Source organism: Brevibacterium sp. S22, assembly GCF_004745485.1.
GTDB lineage: Bacteria > Actinomycetota > Actinomycetes > Actinomycetales > Brevibacteriaceae > Brevibacterium.
On record NZ_RHFG01000010.1, the window covers coordinates 91,296 to 108,390 of the forward strand.

10 protein-coding genes are annotated in these 17,095 nt (G+C 61.2%); 2 read left to right on the forward strand and 8 right to left on the reverse strand.

Annotated elements, in window-relative coordinates; translation table 11 throughout:
- Window position 1: 1 nt before the first annotated feature.
- Entirely contained in the window at window positions 2-1,999 is a 1,998-nt protein-coding gene (locus tag EB835_RS10530; RefSeq protein WP_135809421.1) for a helix-turn-helix transcriptional regulator, read from the reverse strand.
- Window positions 2,000-2,011: 12 nt separating this feature from the next.
- Between EB835_RS10530 and EB835_RS10535 the strand changes: the two genes are divergently transcribed.
- Window positions 2,012-2,242 (forward strand): hypothetical protein, encoded by a 231-nt coding sequence (locus EB835_RS10535; protein WP_135809422.1) that lies wholly within the window; start codon window positions 2,012-2,014, stop codon window positions 2,240-2,242.
- A gap of 386 nt (window positions 2,243-2,628) precedes the next feature.
- On the opposite strand, the gene EB835_RS10540 is transcribed toward EB835_RS10535, so the two are convergent.
- From EB835_RS10540 to EB835_RS10570, 7 genes are all read right to left on the reverse strand, one after another.
- Window positions 2,629-4,500 (reverse strand): hypothetical protein, encoded by a 1,872-nt coding sequence (locus EB835_RS10540; protein ID WP_135809423.1) that lies wholly within the window; start codon window positions 4,498-4,500, stop codon window positions 2,629-2,631.
- 525 nt (window positions 4,501-5,025) lie between these two features.
- Window positions 5,026-6,450, reverse strand: coding sequence for a copper amine oxidase (locus EB835_RS10545; RefSeq protein ID WP_135809424.1), 1,425 nt, complete (start codon window positions 6,448-6,450; stop codon window positions 5,026-5,028).
- 45 nt (window positions 6,451-6,495) lie between these two features.
- Window positions 6,496-10,029, reverse strand: a complete 3,534-nt coding sequence (locus EB835_RS10550; protein WP_135809425.1) for a choice-of-anchor G family protein — start codon at window positions 10,027-10,029, stop codon at window positions 6,496-6,498.
- Window positions 10,030-10,579: 550 nt separating this feature from the next.
- Window positions 10,580-11,842, reverse strand: coding sequence for an HTTM domain-containing protein (locus EB835_RS10555; protein WP_240688673.1), 1,263 nt, complete (start codon window positions 11,840-11,842; stop codon window positions 10,580-10,582).
- The gene (locus tag EB835_RS10560) at window positions 11,832-12,620 is read right to left on the reverse strand and encodes a DUF5819 family protein (RefSeq protein ID WP_135809450.1); all 789 of its coding nucleotides are present in this window, start codon (window positions 12,618-12,620) and stop codon (window positions 11,832-11,834) included. Before EB835_RS10560 ends, EB835_RS10555 begins: the two co-directional genes overlap by 11 nt.
- A 141-nt stretch (window positions 12,621-12,761) precedes the next feature.
- The gene (locus EB835_RS10565) at window positions 12,762-15,248 is read right to left on the reverse strand and encodes a choice-of-anchor G family protein (protein ID WP_168216702.1); all 2,487 of its coding nucleotides are present in this window, start codon (window positions 15,246-15,248) and stop codon (window positions 12,762-12,764) included.
- A 466-nt stretch (window positions 15,249-15,714) separates the two neighbouring features.
- A complete protein-coding gene (locus EB835_RS10570) occupies window positions 15,715-15,957 on the reverse strand; it encodes a hypothetical protein (protein WP_135809427.1) in 243 nt (80 codons plus the stop codon).
- Window positions 15,958-16,076: 119 nt separating this feature from the next.
- Here EB835_RS10570 and EB835_RS20630 point away from each other — a divergent pair, with 119 nt between their 5' ends.
- Window positions 16,077-16,994: an Ltp family lipoprotein gene (locus EB835_RS20630; protein ID WP_135809428.1), complete on the forward strand. Its 918-nt coding sequence runs from the start codon at window positions 16,077-16,079 to the stop codon at window positions 16,992-16,994.
- The last annotated feature ends 101 nt before the right edge of the window (window positions 16,995-17,095 follow it).

Below are 17,095 nucleotides of genomic sequence, written 5' to 3' on the forward strand. Positions count from 1 at the left end.
CTCAGATCGAAGTTGCAGGCCCTCCTCCGGGCATTTCTGTCGATGAGAGGTACCCGTTGCGCTTTGCGTGTTCGAGCACTTCGGCACGGCTGCGCACACCGAACTTCTTATACAGCGCGGACAGTCGATTCTTCAGCGTCCCGGCGACGACCCCGAATTCGCGGGCGATCTGCGGGACCGGTTTCTGGGAATCGATGGCGAAAAGCAGCGAAAGCTCTGCGGAGGACAGTTCGACATTACGGTCGACGGAGACGCGCAGCGTTTCCGGAAGGTCCAGAAGTCGTTGCTGCAGATCTACGCCCGAATGGCTCGGCTCATCGAATGTCTCAGCCAGATCCGACCAGGCCGTGTGAGAGGCCGTAGCCTCGATGAGCGCCGACCTCGAAGACTTCGACATCTGCGCAATAGGCATCAGTGTTGACCCGATGATGCAGTAGTCGAGAACGTGGCCGAAACTGTCCACGGCGGCGTCTTCTTGACCTTCGTGGTGCAGGAACGCAGCGCGAAGTGCCGCAGCACAGCCCTTGAGCCGTGGGCCATCGGCGCTGTTGAGGACACGAGCAGTGTGCGACCACAGCTGCTCACGCTGCCCGAAGACGAAGCTCTGACGCGCTTTGACCAAGGAGTACGCGGGATCAGTCGGGGTCATCTGAACAGCCAGGTCCTGGATCGGCTTCGTCTCTCCCGCAGCGAGGAACACGAAGCTCGCGATATTCACGATCCCGGAGAATCTGGAATTCGACGAACTCGTCATCGGCGAATCCCTAGTGTCGACATTGTCGATCAGCTCTTTGGCTGCGATCGAGGCTCTGCCACTGTAGACACGATAGAGACTCTCGGCGATCGTGGGAAGCGATCCGAGTCCTTGCGCAGTCCCCAGGTTCTTCAGTTTCCCAAGAGCTGTGCCGGCCGCAGACAGATCGAGTCGGTCCAGGCTCCTCATCGCATCGAGGCATTGCCATTTGTGTTCACCGGGCAGTGTCTCCATGCCGAACATCTGCGCCTTGTCCCGAGCAAGGGTGAGATTGCGGCCCATCTCTTTGCCGTGACCGTGGCCGAGGTTGGCCAACGCTGTCTCCAGATAGCCTGCGAGCATCGGGTGCCATGAGTTCGGCGCATAGGTTTCGGAGAACTGAATGACCCGCTGAAGGACCCGCAGCGCCTCAGCGAAACGACCTGCTGAGACCAAATTCTTGCCATGCTCAAGATTGAGTCCAGCTTGCATCATGGCTGCCGGGCCGGCCCCCTCGTCATGGTGACTGCGCAGCATTTCACGTCCCGAGTCGATCGTCCGCAGTGCCGTCCCGTAGTCACCGTTCGAGCGATGAAGACGTGCCTCCGCAGCGGTGAGCGCAGCGATCTCATCCACACTGAGTTCTGTCTCATAACCTGATGACAGCATGCCGTGGAGGCTCGGTACGACAATGCTGTCGAAATCTGTCACCGGCACCAAGCGTGTGCTGTCCTCGGTTCCGAAACGACTGCGCATCGAATCGATCCTTCGTGCAGCGCTCCTGGCCAATGCGAGAATCGGCTTTGCGGTGATGACGGACGCGGGCACTGAGAGAAAGGCGTCGACCGCGTTGGCCACGTCGTCGAAGACATTGATGGACCGTCGCGTCCACATCTGCTCGAGGAGTTCCCAGTCTTCGATTTCGACGACGAGGTCAAGGATCTCGTCGTATCCCGGCACGTCGCTCGCCTTCGCCCTCGCATAAGAGTTGTCGATGGCGATGCTGAATGCCTCATGAGGACTTCTGTGGAACTCGCCAGCCCAGGGACCGATGATGCGTCGCATCAATGAGCGAATGAGACCGGGAACTGTCAGCGTTCCGTCCTGTCCGGATTCGACGACCAGCAGACCATCAGCGACCAACTCGGAAACCAATTCCGTGGACGTCGTCGGGACAGATGTCTTGGCCTCAGCTGCGACATAGGCATCGTGAACGAGCCCGATCGTCGGCGCTGTGATCTTCGGGGGCCAGGAGAAGAGAGCCAACAGAAATAGAGGTTGCGCCTGAGCTCCTCCGGCCGAGAGGCGCGGCGTCAGCGAGGGCAGAAGCAGCGCGTCGATCTGGGTCTGGTCGACCTCAGATACCCGAATTCCAGCACGGTGCGCGGAATCGACGAGAGACTGCGCAATGTCGATTCTGCCGGCGCTGCAGCGAAAGAAGTTTGTGATTCCGACAGCGTCGAGGGCGCCTCGGTGATTGAGCGCTTCCGCGAAGGAACGCTCGTCTGAGATTCGGGGACCGAAATAGACTTCGAAGGCGTCTTGTCGGCGAGGAGGGGATGATTCCTCGCTGTTGTCGCGGCCGGGTTCACTGATTGGCAATGCTGGAATCTTCTCTGTGCTGTCGGCGGGGAGCCGTGGCAGTGGGGACTGCCAAGGTGAGGGGAAATGTGCGTTGCTACATAAACATGTATAACACAGCAAGCTTACCGGTCTGTCGAGATGATATCTCGGCAGACCGTTCCTCACCGTATGTCGGCCCTGCCTCCGGAGGGGAAGCAACCGGCGCCGTAAGGCGACCGGTGAACCGGTGTCAGCTCAGTTGAGCCTCAATTGCGTCGATCAGTGAATGGTGCGACGGCTGGTCGTTTTCTGCGGACTGTCGGCGCCTCAGATCACCCCTCTGCCCTTTCGGTCTCTGCCGGTGCGGACGTCGATGACGCGTCGCTCGATTGGTCGGGCTCCGACGGCGAGGGGTTGTCCGGTTCGTCGGGTTCCGATGGAGCGGGTTCGTCCGGTCCTGACGGTGAAGGCGTATCCGGTTCGTCGGGCTCCGATGGAGCGGGATCGCTCGGTTCGTCCGGTTCCGATGGTGCCGGGTCGCTCGGCTCTTCCGGTTCTGACGGTGAAGGAGCATCGGGCTCGTCGGGCGCCGACGGTGAGGGCGAATCGGGCTTCGTCGGGTTCGGCTTGCCGGGTGAGCCCGGCTTCTCAGGGCTTGTCGGGTCGGGGTTGCCGGGGCGGTCACCTGACTTCTTGCCCTTCGAGGACTTTCCATCGGTGTGCTCATCATCGTCGTGCGGAGAGGGTGAAGAGGGAGACTCTGATCCGTCCCGGCCCACGCCTCGTGAGGCCTCGGAATCGTGTGGATCATTCGTTTTGGACGACGATGAGCCCGCGCGTCCGTCGTCGGGTGAGTTCCCGGACGATGCACTGTGCTCTCCCCCACTGCCTGCCCGGCTTCCCGCTTCCTTCCCCGCCGAGGTGGACGACGACCCGGCATCCGTCCGATACCCTGAATTCTCGCTGGATATCGGCGAGATCGAGAGACCGACCAGTGACCCGAGAAGTCCGATACACGCCGCCGCCACTGGGATGAGGACGGGCTTCGGGAGGTGAAAGACCGAGCCGTCTTTCTCGTCCTCCGGGTCTTCTGCTGCTGCCTGCATCGCCACTGTGGATGGCGCGAGGGCAGTTTCCTCTTCGGCCTCTGTGGAAGGCGCGAGGGCAGTTTCCTCTTCAGCCTCCGTGGATGAGGCTGAGGCAGCCTCCCCTTCCGTCTCCGCAGGTGGGGCTGAGACAGCTTCCTTCTCCGTCTCCGATGACGGCACGAGGGAAGTTTCCTCTTCGGCCTCCGTTGATGGATCTGAGTCCTCTGCCACCTGCGCCGCCGCCGTGGAAGGGGCGGGGGCAGCCTCCCCTTTCGTCTCCGACGACGGCACGAGGGAAGTTTCCTCTTCGGCCTCGGTTGACGGCGCTGAGTCCTCTGCCACCTGCGCCGCCTCCGTGGAAGGCGCGAGGACGGCTTCCTCACCCACCACCGTGGGAGACGCGAGAGCAGTCTCTCCTTCCGTGGTAGGTAGGGCACTTTCCTCTTCCGCCGCCGACTCAGATTTCGCCTCCGCCGGCGCCAAGGGGGCCGCTGATGCCGGGGCTGTGTGTGATCGAACATTGAGCGTGTCAGCAAATCGCTCGATCAAAGGCGGCGAAATCAGCAGAGCAGGGACAAGCGCAGAGCCCAGATCAGTCGCATCCAGGGCCCGCCCGCCCTGCGCCTTCCGCCACCGCCGCTGCAGCTCCTGCCGAGCACGCAATGTCAGACGGGTCGCGGTGTGCGCGGTGACATTCAGTCTCTGCGCTATAGATGCCGCCTCGAGGTTCTCGACTTCCCGCATCCACAGAATTCGCTGCCAGTTGTCGGGAAGACTCGAAAACACGTGTGCCACATTGCTGTGCCGAGCCCAGGCTTCAGAGACGATCATCGTCCCCTCCGTCATGTCGTGACGGGCCGCCTCCTCGTCAACAGCACGCTCGATGAGTGTCTCGAGATCCTCTGACGTTTCGGGCGGGGTGTGGAGAACCTGTTTGAGGACCGCCAACAGCGCAGCGTCATGGATCGCGCGGGTACCCACCGTCCCGTCCGCCGAATCGTCGATGTGGCGACGATAGATTTCGGAGAAGGCTCCGACGGTTCCGGAGTCGATGAGTCTGAGGATCTCGTCGTTCGTGAAATCGGCGAGATTCTCGTCAGGCTGATGTTCGTGCACGTCTATCCGGTCCTCATCGGTCTCGACAGAAGTAGGTGGCAGGAGCCTCATTGCCGGGCAGCGCCAGAGCCTCCGCTTGGCGGCGAGCTCTCATCCCAGCAGTTTATCGCATGTTTTCAAGCTCTGTTGCACCTGTATGACCTTTTCCTGCCGCCAAGATGACTATTTAGTGAACAACCACCAGATTCCCCAAAGGCGACCAAAGGAGCAGCGAGAGAAAGTTACTGGATATCGTTCAGAAGTAGTGGCGACCAGCGCCGATCCGCCCAGGGGCAAATCGCTGAAACCAATTGAAAACCCCTTCCAGACGCGCGCTCAACACGCCTAGAAGGGGTAACGCGACCGCACTGAGGATGCCGCCACGCACACGCCGATGTACTCATGAGATTTACCGACAAAGACAGACTAACTTGCCTCATCGGATTATTCAAAGGCTATCTCATTCAGCAAGACCGACCCTCTTGAGTCGATTCATGACTCTTGCATGATCCTTTAATGACTCAATATTCAAGGGGTATCTCATCCTCAGTTGATGGGCTCTTGGTTCCACTCGGAGTCGGGTACCCCGTTGACTCCTTCGTGGCCCTTCGGCAGATCGAATCTCTGCGCAGTGAGGTCCCTGGGCAGCAAGGTGAAGCCTTGCCAATGCATCTCCATGGGCGACTGCTCCTCGTCCCTGGGGACATGGTGGAATCCGACCGCCACCCACGAGACGACATCATCGAGGGTCTGGGCCTTTCCGTCTTCGACGAACTCCGGCACTCCCCGTCCGCAGTCGCCCCGATTCTTCGTTGCATAGAGTTCACAGCCGTTGTGATTCGTGAACCCTACGTCGTAGCCGATGTCATCACCGTGCGTGTGGGAATGCTCAGCGTCGTCGACGAACTCGAAGGAGTCGGTTTTGCCGACATCGATCTGATAGGAGACGGGGTGGCCGTCATCGTTGAGGAGGTTCGGGTTGAGGACTCGCCACCACCGGCGATCCTGCCACTGGGCCGTCGTAGGATGGTCGAGGTCCGTCAGTTTGCCCGTGAGTTTGGGTGATTCCGCACCTTTCTCCCCTGTCTCATCGGCGTCGAACTGCTGTGCGCTCATGCCGCCGGTGCCACCGAGCCCCCACCGTATTCTCCATACGGCGTTATGTGAGTGGCTGGCCGCGTGCTCGTGGTCACCGACATCCCATCCGTGATCTTCATCCGTGTAGTCGACCGGAGACAGGTCTCCCGTTGCTCCGAGCTGAACGTTGATGGAGCCGTCGGCACCGAATGTGTATTGGGAGACGTATTCGTACCAGCCGACTCGAGAGACTGTCGACAGCTGCCAGCCGTTCTTGCGAGCGTGTGCTGGAGCCACAAGATCGCTGGAGTGGTAGGCAAGCCCTTCATCGACGACTTCGGAGCACAGAACCTTCCTCGTCTCCGATTTGCCGTATGAACCGTCGCCGATCTTCGGGATGCTTGCCGACTGGATGTCTCCCTGACATGCGTCGTCAGTGAGTGTCTTCATCTTGCGTCCGCCGAATCCGGACTCAGTGATATCAGAGGTGAGGCGTTCTCCGGTGTCATAGGGAACCTCGAGCTGAGAAGTCGAGATCGTGTCGATCACCCGGATCGGGTCTTCACCTGGTGGAGTGATGAAGATGTCCGAGAGTGTCAGTCCGAAGTCCGGATGGACGCCCCAGCACATCGTCCATGTGGCTCCGCTGGACAGTGATTTTGAGACCTTCTGCTTGGGACCCTTGCAGGAGACGTCGGCAATGGCCTGCTCTTTCTTGTCCTGCTGTCCTGAGTGCGAGCTGTCGCCCTGGGTGCAGGCAGTAACGATGAGCAGGAGAGACAATGCTCCGGCCACGATCTGAGTCAGTCGTCTTTTCACTTCGGTATCGATCCCCAGAAGAAGCCGCCCCACACGGGCGGGAAGTCGAAAATGGTGGACGGGTGTGGTGATCATGTGAGCGCATGATCACCACACCCGAGCTCATCTCGAAGATGAGAGTTACACGTTCGTCCTGTTTCTGAACGTGTATCGCGCGGCAGCACCGACAGCGATAAGCGCGGCTGCGGCCAGGAAGATCGGCACGACCTCGCCACCGGTACGCGGCAGATCGCTGCTCACCCCTTCGTCGCCAGCGCCTGCGTTGACGTCGTCGTTACCAGCGTTCGACGAAGCGTTGGCATCGTCACCGTCGGCACTCGACGAGGCGGTCGCGTCGTCTCCACCGGCATTCGACGAAGCGTTGGCATCGTCACCGTCGGCGCTCGACGAGGCGGTCGCGTCGTCTCCTCCGGCATTCGACGAGGCATTCGCGTCATCTCCTCCAGCATCCGACGAAGCATTCGCATCGTCACCGTCAGCGCTCGACGAAGCGTTGGCATCGTCATCGGCTTCAGCGGAAGTCACCTCAATGGACGCCGCGGCTTCGGCCCCATTGTCATCGGTGCCGACCACGGCGAAGTCTCCGGCGGCGGTCTCGGCGGGTACGGGCAGCTTCGTGTCCTCAGGCACTGCGCCCTCTTCATCGGTCGTCACGGTGACGGCCTTGCCGAGGTCACCGGAGGTATCGTCGGGCTTCGCCGACGGCGATGCCAGACGAATGCTGACCTCGGATTCAGGCAGCCAGCCGCTGCTCGTCACCGTGGTTTCGTCACCGGCCTGAGCCGGAGACGTCGCCTCGATCGACGGAGCATAGACCTCGAAAGTGCCTTCGGCAGTCGTCTCATTCGACGCTTTTCCCGTCACCGTGAGATCTCCGGCCTTAGTGTCTTCCGGCACCTGAATCTTCGTGCCTTCCGGCAGAGCGCCCTCCCCATCGGCAGTAGCGATCACAGGGCTTCCGACGACATCACCATCAGCGTTCGCAAGCGTGAGCTCGACCGAGGTGTTGGCCTCCCAGCCAGTGCTCTTCAGCGACGCCTCTCCACCTGCCGGAACAGGCGATGAAACATCGATCGAGGGTTCGGCAACTGTGACAGATGCTTCGACCTCAGCCTTATTGTCATCGCTTGCACGCACCGTGAAATCGCCTGGTTCGGCGTCTTCGGGAATCGTGAGAGCCGTATCATCAGGCACGTTTCCGTTGCCGTCAGTGGTCACGGTCACGGCGTCACCAGCGTCTTTTCCGTCGGCGTCGACAAGCTGCAGCTTGACTTCACTCGCAGGCAGCCAGCCGGTGCTCTTCACTGCCGTGTCCTGGCCGGGAACCACTGGAGACGACGTCTCGATCGACGGGGCGTAGACAGACACGGTCGCCTTCGCGGAATTGTCGTCAGGATCGGTCGCCGACAGTGTGTAATCACCAGCAGCCGCGTCGTCGGGAATCGGAAGTGTCATTCCCTCCGGTACATTGCCTTCCCCATCGGCTGCGACCGTGACCTTGTCACCCACAGACTTTCCATCGGGGTCTGTCAGTTCGAAGGTCACATCGGCATCCGCAGTCCATCCACGCGAAGTCACGTCGATGTCAGTGCCTGCGGGGGCAGGAGTGGTGACCGATACGATCGGGGTTCCCGCCTCGGCGACGGTGAGTGGCGACTCGATGTTCGCGCCGTTGTCGTCCTTGCCGACGACGGTGAAGTCACCTGGCTCGGTGCCGTCGGGAACGGTCACGCATGTGTCATCGGGCAGGTCGCCGTTCTTGTCGGCAGTGGCCGCGACTGGATCGCCGACGGGCTTTCCGTCCGCATCGGTCAGCTGAACCGTGATCTCCGAATCGGGTGCCCATCCGCCCGACGTGATTGCAGCGCAATCGCCCGGGTAGACAGGACCCGCAACGGTCAGATCGGGTGCATAGACCGTCACATCGCCCTCGCCGGTATTGCCGTCCGGGTCAGTGCCGACGATGGTGAAGTCACCGGGGGTGACATCGGCAGGAATCGGAAGAACCGTTCCCTTCGGGAAGTTTCCGTCCCCATCCGTCGTCACCGTGATGGGGTCGCCGACCGGTTCGCCGTCGGGACCGTTGAGCTCGACAGTGACATCCGTATCCGGTGCCCATCCCGTGGAGTCCAGCGTCGTCTCTCCACCTGCAGGGGCAGGCGACGAGGTGTCGATCGACGGTCCGGCAGCGGATTCGTCGCATGAGTCGGTGCGAACGCCCGCGTTGCCGATCCCCAGTCGGGCCGTGCCATCGCCGACGCCGAGGCTTAATGCAGAGACTTCCACGCCATTGACCGTGGTCGAACCGTCGGCCGCGGTGCATTCCGTGGTCTCCTGATGGTTGATCTGCAGCGAGACGAGGTTATCGGCTATCAGTTTGAGGAATGGGTCAAGTGCCGCACGGATGGGCACTGTCATCATGTCCGTCTTGATCGTGGTGAACGCTTTGTACAACAGGCCCGAAGGATCGGACAGCTTGTCGTAGACCGGGCCCATCACCGTATCCATGGTCTTCATGACGGTGTTGATCGTCCCGCAGGTCACGGTTCCGGTCGCACCGGCCGCGTCGCAGAAGTCGTTGCTGACCTTGCCCGTCAGATCCATATCCCATCCGGCTTTCGTGCCGTCCGGGGCGGCGATGTCCACGCTCACGGTCGCGCTGCGCAGTGACTCGATGGCGGTGTCGACTGCGACATCGATGACCTTCTCGATGACATCGTGAATGCTGCTGGCGATGAACGGGTAGGTCTCGTCATCGATCAGCTCAGTGTTGGGATCCTGGTTGTTCATCCCGACCGGCCGATCGATCACACCGTCGTCGTTTCCGCCGATCCGTCCGACGTCGACTTCGATCGACCCTTCCCCGAGGTCGATCGTCGCGAGACCGTCATCAGTGGTGATCGGTTCGAGCAGAATCGCATCAAGAACGTCGTCTTTGATGCTGCTCTTGACGCTGGTGTCCACAGTCATGCCCGGAAGGAGGTCTGTCAGTCCGAGTGCGTCGTTGAGCGCATCGTTGACTTCGCCTTCCATCTCGCCGGCAGCGTCCGAGACGCCGTCGCCGGCATCGTCGATCGCCGGGGAGTGGAGCTGCAGCTTGGCATCGCCGACTCGGTACTGCCCATACTTTCCGACATCGTCGGGATCTTGGAATTCGCCGTCGATCGCTTCGACCCAGGCGCCGCCGAGGCCGAGATTCAGATCTGCCTGATCGATCAGGCCATCGGTGACGTCGGAGGATCCACTCGCCGCCACAACGGAGAGCAGGTCGACCTGCGCCGTTCCGAAATCACTGTCTTTGCCGTCGAGGCTGAGCCCGCCGTCAGCACCGACGATGCCGGAGACGGCTTTGCCGTTCTTGGCATCAGACGCCGTCGATTCGCTCTCAATGGCTCCGGCCTGACCGAAGTCGATGAAGTCGTCGAGAGGGATCTGGTACCCGGCGCCGAAATCGATGACTTCGTCCCCGCCGAGTGCACCGTTGAATGCCTCACGGTTCGGTCCGGGGTCCGATTTCGAACCGGCTTTCGACTGCGCCGCCGCAATCAGATCCTTCGAATCAAGGCTCATCCCCGCGACGCTCGCCTCGGCTTCTGTCGGATCATCAGGATAGTTGTCGAGCCCCAGCGCCGAGGCGCTGGTCGTGCCGACCATCGCTCCGACAACGCCGAGAGCCAATCCTGAAAGTGCCCATCGTGGAATTCTTCTTCGCCGACTCCTATTCGTGGAATCTAAACGGCGTGAATGGACGTGTTGAGACACGTTTGACCTCCAAATTTACGCATTTGAAAGGTTCCGCTCCCTCAGATGTCGGATTCTGATCCAACGAACGTGACCCGCAACCTATTCTGTCGAAACTTCCAGTTAGTGTCTAGAGTTTTTCAATCCCAAATGAAGCTGATGCACAGAGTCATCGCTTCTCGGCACAGCTGGACGATCTCGCCCGAACAGCATCAGATCCTCTAGAATACAGGGCATACGCGCGTCAGAAGGCGCTCAGAAGACCGCGACTGACGCCCCAGGACCTCGTGGATCCGCACCAAACTTTCCTGAGAATTGTCCGCATTGCGATACGTGATCGAATTCAACGGAACAGAAGTTTTCGCACAAGCTACGTTGAGTTACCGAACTGCGCACGTAAATTACCTCTGGAAGTCAGGAAGAGTTTCCAAAAAATCAAGCCTGTTTGCCAGTTGTTCAGAAATCAAGAGACATCCGGCTGTGCCAGATATTCGTCTCTTTCGGGGAGCTCGGCATCCCTGTTCGAAGGAACCGGCCTCGGCGCGGTCGAATGCCACCAACTGTGCAGGCGTGCACTGAGGCCGGCGAAGCTGCGGTCGCGGATGAAGATCGCATCGACAGCGATCATCGTCAGGGAAAACCACGGGAGCCCCATCAGCAGAGCGATCCCGAGATGGAACGACAGGATGCCCAGAAGCCCAACGGCCCTCGTCCATCGATTGAAGAGCATGAATGGGAACGCGCATTGGAACAGCACAGACGCCCAGGAGATGACCACCACCATCGGACCCCACGCCGTGACAAGGTCCGAGAGCACGGGCCATGTCCCGAACTGCTGGGTCTGCAGCGGGTTGTAGACGGCGAAGCCATGCTGCCATGCAGCACCACCGGCTTTGTACAGACCGCCGGACATGTAGATCGCACACACCTGGAAGGCGAGGACCACGATGGCGAGATTGTTGGCCATGATCAGCACCCACCGCCACTGGGTTCCGACTGCCGTGCCATGTGCATCGGCATCGGTGCCGAACGCGTCACCTGCCACGCCATCGCCTGCTACACCGTCGCCGCCATGGACTCTGCGTGAACGGCGAGCTCGACGACGCGCGTCCAACGACCACCGGCGAGTGGTGTCGGCGAAGAGCAGAGCGATCAGGAACATCCGGTAGGCGTTGTCGCCCTGATCACCGGCGCCGTCGTTGAGTTCGATGAAGCTGACCCACAGGATCAGATAGAACGGCAGAACAATCCGCGTGCGCCAGCCCAGTGTGATGACGATGGCGAGGATCGCCAGGCCGATCATCATTGCCGTGAACAGCGGCGGAACCGTCACCACCCTATGGAACAGGGAGAACAGCCAGATGTTCGGGAAGTCGCTCTTCGGATCCGCGATCTCTCCGCTCCAGGCGTTTCCGACGCCGAAGGCGTAGTGACGGGCATTGAAGTTCGTGAGGATGAGGCCGAGACCGGTCAACCCAATGAGGATCCGCGTCACGGCCAAGCCATAGGTCGCGTGGTAACGCCCGGTGAGCAGAACCTCGAGCCGATCCCAACCTCGTGCGATCGCCGTGCGAACCTGGGCCGAGAGAGGCACATTCTTTATGTTCGCCGATTCGATCTTCGCCGAGGTGGTGCGTGCGTCGTCCGGATCCGTCGTGTCGATGCCGTCCGCGCCGATATTCGCCGAGGCTGCATCCTCCTCGGGCGGGCTGATCTCAGTTCTCATCGGCGCACCTCACTACGTCGGAGGCACAGAAGTACTTCGCGAACTCCTCATCGGACTGAGCGTCCTCGACCACTGCGGCCCGCCATCCGACCGGCACCGGTTGAAGTTTGGGGCGCGTGGCATTTTCGTCATTGCGCTCGGCGAACGGGACGACATTCTGCCGAGCGACCTGATACTGCACTCGCTGCACGTCGTCACCCCACACGGCTCTCGCGACCTGAGTCGCATACGCCGTGGCCACATGCTCGCTGTCGAGGTACCCACCGACAGCACCATCGGGGTCCTCATACTCGCGAAGCTTCGTCGTCAGACGGTCCAAAGAGTCGCCGCCCCTGAAGTAGTCAAGCTTCACAATCGCTTTCTGATCCTCCGGCAGGTCATCCCAGGACCCCTTCAGATCCGATGCCACGCCGATGCCCAACCCTGCCGATCGCGGTGGGAAGGGTCTGTAGGTCGAATGGTCCAGCTCGACATCGGTTGCCCGCATCCACTCGGTGACTTCTTCCCCGCTGCTGGTCTTGACCACCGCACGCACGTCGAAGTAGTAGTCCCCGTTGATCGGTTCCGGCGCAAACACACTCCACGACTGACCCCACAGCGGAATCATGTATTTGGAGAGCAGTTCCCCCGGAACCGCCTCGCGCAGGGCGGACGGCGGTGCGATCCACAGCAGAGTCGCGAACAGGTGGAATCCCGTAATCGCCATCGCGATGATCATCAGCGTTCGCTTGACCATCCGACGAGGTCGGGGCGCGACCTCAGTCTGAGTATCTTCCATCACGAATCCGGATTCTGTTCGGGCAATTGGTCTGTCTTCCCCTGCGCGTTTGGGGTGCTCACGCACGAGGCCAGGTGGCGGGTGCGAAGTGAAGACTTCGACCCCACCACCTGGCCGGTGCGATCAGCGGCTCAATCTATTTCAGAGGCCGATGCGGTTGCGGTGACGGCGAGCCGCGTAGACCGCGGCCGCACCACCGGCGATCAGCAGCGCCGCGAATCCGGCCATGGCCATGGTGCCGTCGGCACCTGTCCTCGGCAGGTCTCCGCCGTCGCTGCTTCCCGAAGCGTCTGCATTTGCCCCGGCTTCGACGTCGGCCGAAGCACTTGCGGCTGCAGAGGCATTCTCATCGGACGAGGTGTCTGCCTCGTCGCCGTCAGCCGAGGCGCTGGTCTCTGCACCGTCTGCGTCGTCATCGGACGATGCCGAGGCGTCTGCTTCGTCGGTCGAATCCGCCGAAGCCGAGTCGTCGGAGTTGGCCGCAGCCTCAACCGAAGCTTCGTTGGACGAGTCGGCAGTCGATGCCGCGGATGCTGCTGCAGCCGGGTCGGCATCGGCAGCGGCCGAGGATTCAGCGTTCGTCGAATCCGAGTTGTCCGCATTGGCAGCGGCGTTCGATGCCTGCTGCGACGAGGCGTTCGGATCAGAGGTCGCATCAGCCGAGGTGTTCGAAGATGCATCCTCAGTGGCAGCCGATTCGGCAGCCGCTTCCGCGCTCGCGTCGGCCTCCGCCGAAGCTGAGTCGTTGGCATCGTCATCGGCGGCTGCCTCTGACGCTGCCTGGGCGGCAGGGTTCGAATCGTCGTCGGCGTCAGCGGAAGCCGAGGCCGAAGCCGCAGCGTTCACGTTGACGTTCGAGTCGGCATCGTCGGCAGCCGAAGCATCCGGGTCAGCAGCGGCGTCGGGATCAGACGAAGAATCGGCATCGGCCGAATCGTCCTGATCGGCGGCAGCGCTGTCGTCCGCGTCTGCATCGTCGTCGCCCGGAGCATCGTCAGCGGTCGCACGGACCGAGGACGAAGCGAGGTTGACATCGATCGCATCGGATTCGGGAAGCAGTTCCAGGCTCACAGCGTTGACGGTGAATCCTGGGCCGTTGTTGCCATCGACTCGGCTCGACTCCAACGAGGACTGAGCAGAGGCTCCTTCGCTCGAGGGGTTGGGCGACTGCTCATTGATCGTGAGGTCGACAACCTGGTTGAGTCCGCTGAAGACGGGGTCGAGTCCGTCCAGGACGGGGTCGACGATGCCGGTGACAGCATCGGTTGCCTCTTCGGTCGTCGAGTCGAGGATTCCCCCGATGATCGGCTTCGTGACTCCGAGGACCGCCTTGACCACCGGTCCGGTGATGGCGTTGACCACGGTGCCGACAGGAATGCCGGCGAGCGACAGGTCGGTGTCGACGACTGGTTCGGAGTCGTCCGTGCCGGCCAGCTGGCCCAGCGTGGCGTCCACGGTGACCTTGCCGTCAGCCGCAGGGATTCCGGCAGCCGTGATGTTCGCGGGCAGCGCGATGTTGAGATGAACATCGTTGAGTGCATCGGTCAGAGTCTCATTGACCCGGCCCGACAGCGCACCGAGGGCGTCGGCGACGGCGTCGGTGATCTTCGAGATCGTGTCGCTGGTCAGCACCTGAGTGTTCGGGTCCAGACCGTTGAGGTCCTCACCGTCGGCACCCTTCACGACCTTGGCCAGGTCGATCTTGATGTCGCCGTTGGCCAGGTCGATCGAGACGATGCCCGCTTCGTCCTCGAGCTTCTTGTTGACGACGTTTTCGACGACGCTGTTGAGCGCATCGCCGGTGTCGACGGAGACCTGCGTGTCTTCTCCGCCGATCTTGACAGAGGCGAGCCCTGCATCGACGTCGAGTCCGAGTCCGGCGAGTTCGTTGACCAAGCCCTCATCGCCGATGGCGTCATCGAGGGATCCGCCGACTCCGTCGACTGCCTTGGTGAGTTCACCGGAAAGGTCGCCCACTGCGGGGCTGGAGACTGTGAGGGTTCCGTCGGCGACGACATACTCCGAGTCGGTGGTCTTGCCATCGCTCTCGGCGGTCGACCCGACTGCGCCCAGCTCGAGGCTGAGCTCGTCGACGATCTGGTCGGTGACGCCATCGAGGTTCAGCTGCCCCAGGAGCGACGTCAGGTCGACTTTGGCGTTGCCGAAGTCGCCGTTGTTGACGTCATCGAGGTTGAGGGCACCGTCCTTGCCGACGGCTCCGGCACTGGCCTTTGCCGCGTTTCCGGCAGAGGCGTGGCCGTAGGAGTTGAGCGCACCGGCCTCGCCGAGCTCGAGCAGACCGTCGCCACCCTCATTGCTGATGAGCGGGAGGTCGATTCCCGGAAGTTCGAGCCCGAGGGACTGCAGCACTTCCAGGTTCAGCGGTGTGCTGTCCTCGGCTTCGCTGGAAGGAGAACTGCTGTAGGCCGAGAGCGCGTCGACGGCATCTGCGGACAGGAGGTCCGCATCGATCAGCTGCCCGAGAGCCTCTGAATCTTCTTTCGGGTTCTTTTCATCGGCTGCACCTGGTGACGTCGTCAACAGGGTCAGCCCCACTGCGGTCGTGGCAGCTACCGCGCCCACAGCGATCTTGCGGCCGGTCGAGGGTCGGCCTCCGAGCATCTTCATAGTCCTCCACATCGGTTCATCGTTCTTGATCAATCGCAGACAACAGCCTGGACGGAAACATGCAGTCTCCTGGCAGATCGCACACAACATTACGGAATCATCCATGAGTAATCATTCCGTCATTCACAACGTTATCGTTCCGTTATATTGCAGAATTGATATATTCACGATGTGGACAGATGCCACAAGGAAATATGTTTGATGCAGATGTGTCCCACGCCGCGTACTACCCCCTGATCTGCGCCTATATCTCGGCGATCAGCGATCGAGCGAATAGATCGCAGAGCAACATTTACATATTCATTGAAATTTCATGACAAGGTCACTGATGACGAAAATGTAATATTACGATTCGTGACGTCAGCGTGAAAACGCGTCAGCTCCGCTATGTTGTGTGACCTTCGGCGGAATGCTGAGTTCCCCCTGACCGCGATCTCAACAACACCTCAGCGACAACTCAGCAGCCTCAACAACAGCCCGGCAACCTCGGTGACGGAAGCGCCCGCGCTTCGAGCACTCGCCAGTCGCGGATCTCGAGGACGAGTTCGAGCAGTTCACTCAGCCCTTCACGGCCGTCCGAACGCTGCCTGCCGATGACATCGGCACTCGCCATGGCGAGTGCCTCGCACGGGTTCACAGTCGCAAGGCAGGCATCGACGTCGGTGGGGGTGGCAGGCGGAGTTTCGGTCGCTGACGCCCGCACTGTCACTGCTCGGCGTCCTCGGCAGATTCGTTACCGGAACGATACGACATTTGGTGTAGGCGGTTGAACTTTCAACTTACAATTGGAATGGCAACTACCCTCTCTCTACATCTCCGGACGTGATAATGACCCAGCAAACTCCTGCCCCGACGAACCGCTCCGGCCAGTGGACCTCCCCACAGCCCACCTACGGACAGACTCAGCCCGCCGTCGGGCAGAAGTCCTTCGTCGCCACGTGGCTGCTGTCGTGGCTGCTCGGCGGACTCGGTGTCGACCGTTTCTACCTCGGGAAGGTCGGAACAGGCATCCTCAAGCTCATCACGGGCGGCGGACTCGGCATCTGGTCTCTCGTCGACCTGATCATCACCCTGTGCGGCGGGCAGAGAGACAAGCAGGGCCTGCGCCTGTACGGATACCGCGAACACAAGAATGTCGCTTGGCTCGTGACCGGCATCTTCATGTTCCTGGGCATCATCATCGGCGGTGTCGCAGCGGCCTCGGCCCCCGCACCGCAGACCGACAACTCGTCGATCGTGTCCGAAGCTGAGGAAGACGCGAAGGAAGCGCCCGCAGCCGACACTGCGAATGAAGTCGCCGAGGAGGAACCGGCGGAAGCCGAGCCCGCGGTCGAAGAGGAAGCGGCAGAAGAACCAACCGACGAACCGGCCGCTGAGGAAGAGCCTGCCGAAGAGGAGCCCGCAGCTCCCGCCGCAGAAGAAGAGGACGATTCGAGCGTCCCCGCCGAATACTCCTCGGCACTCACGCAGGCCGGGACCTACTCGGACATGATGCACATGAGCAAGCAGGGCATCTACGACCAGCTGACCAGCGAATACGGTGGCCAGTTCTCTGACGATGCAGCGCAGTACGCCATCGACAACGTCCAAGCCGATTGGAATGAGAACGCGTTGGAATCTGCACGGACATACCAGGACGAAATGGCGATGTCGCCGAATGCGATCCACGATCAGCTCACGAGCGAGTACGGTGGCCAGTTCACCAGCTCGGAAGCCGACTATGCGATCGAGCACCTCAACGACTGACGGTTCGCCGTCGCGTTCCCCACGTTCGCCGTCGCGTTCCCCACGTTCGCCGTCGCGTTCCCCGGTTCGCGCCTGCGTCCACGATTGCGACAGTGCACGGC

Coding starts and splice junctions, on each gene's coding strand:
- EB835_RS10550 (WP_135809425.1), bottom strand. CDS start 10,029: ATGGTCGGCACGACCAGCGCCTCGGCGCTGGGGCTCGACAACTATCCT.
- EB835_RS10560 (WP_135809450.1), bottom strand. CDS start 12,620: ATGGAAGATACTCAGACTGAGGTCGCGCCCCGACCTCGTCGGATGGTC.
- EB835_RS20630 (WP_135809428.1), top strand. CDS start 16,077: ATGACCCAGCAAACTCCTGCCCCGACGAACCGCTCCGGCCAGTGGACC.
- EB835_RS10555 (WP_240688673.1), bottom strand. CDS start 11,842: ATGAGAACTGAGATCAGCCCGCCCGAGGAGGATGCAGCCTCGGCGAAT.
- EB835_RS10565 (WP_168216702.1), bottom strand. CDS start 15,248: ATGAAGATGCTCGGAGGCCGACCCTCGACCGGCCGCAAGATCGCTGTG.
- EB835_RS10545 (WP_135809424.1), bottom strand. CDS start 6,450: ATGATCACCACACCCGTCCACCATTTTCGACTTCCCGCCCGTGTGGGG.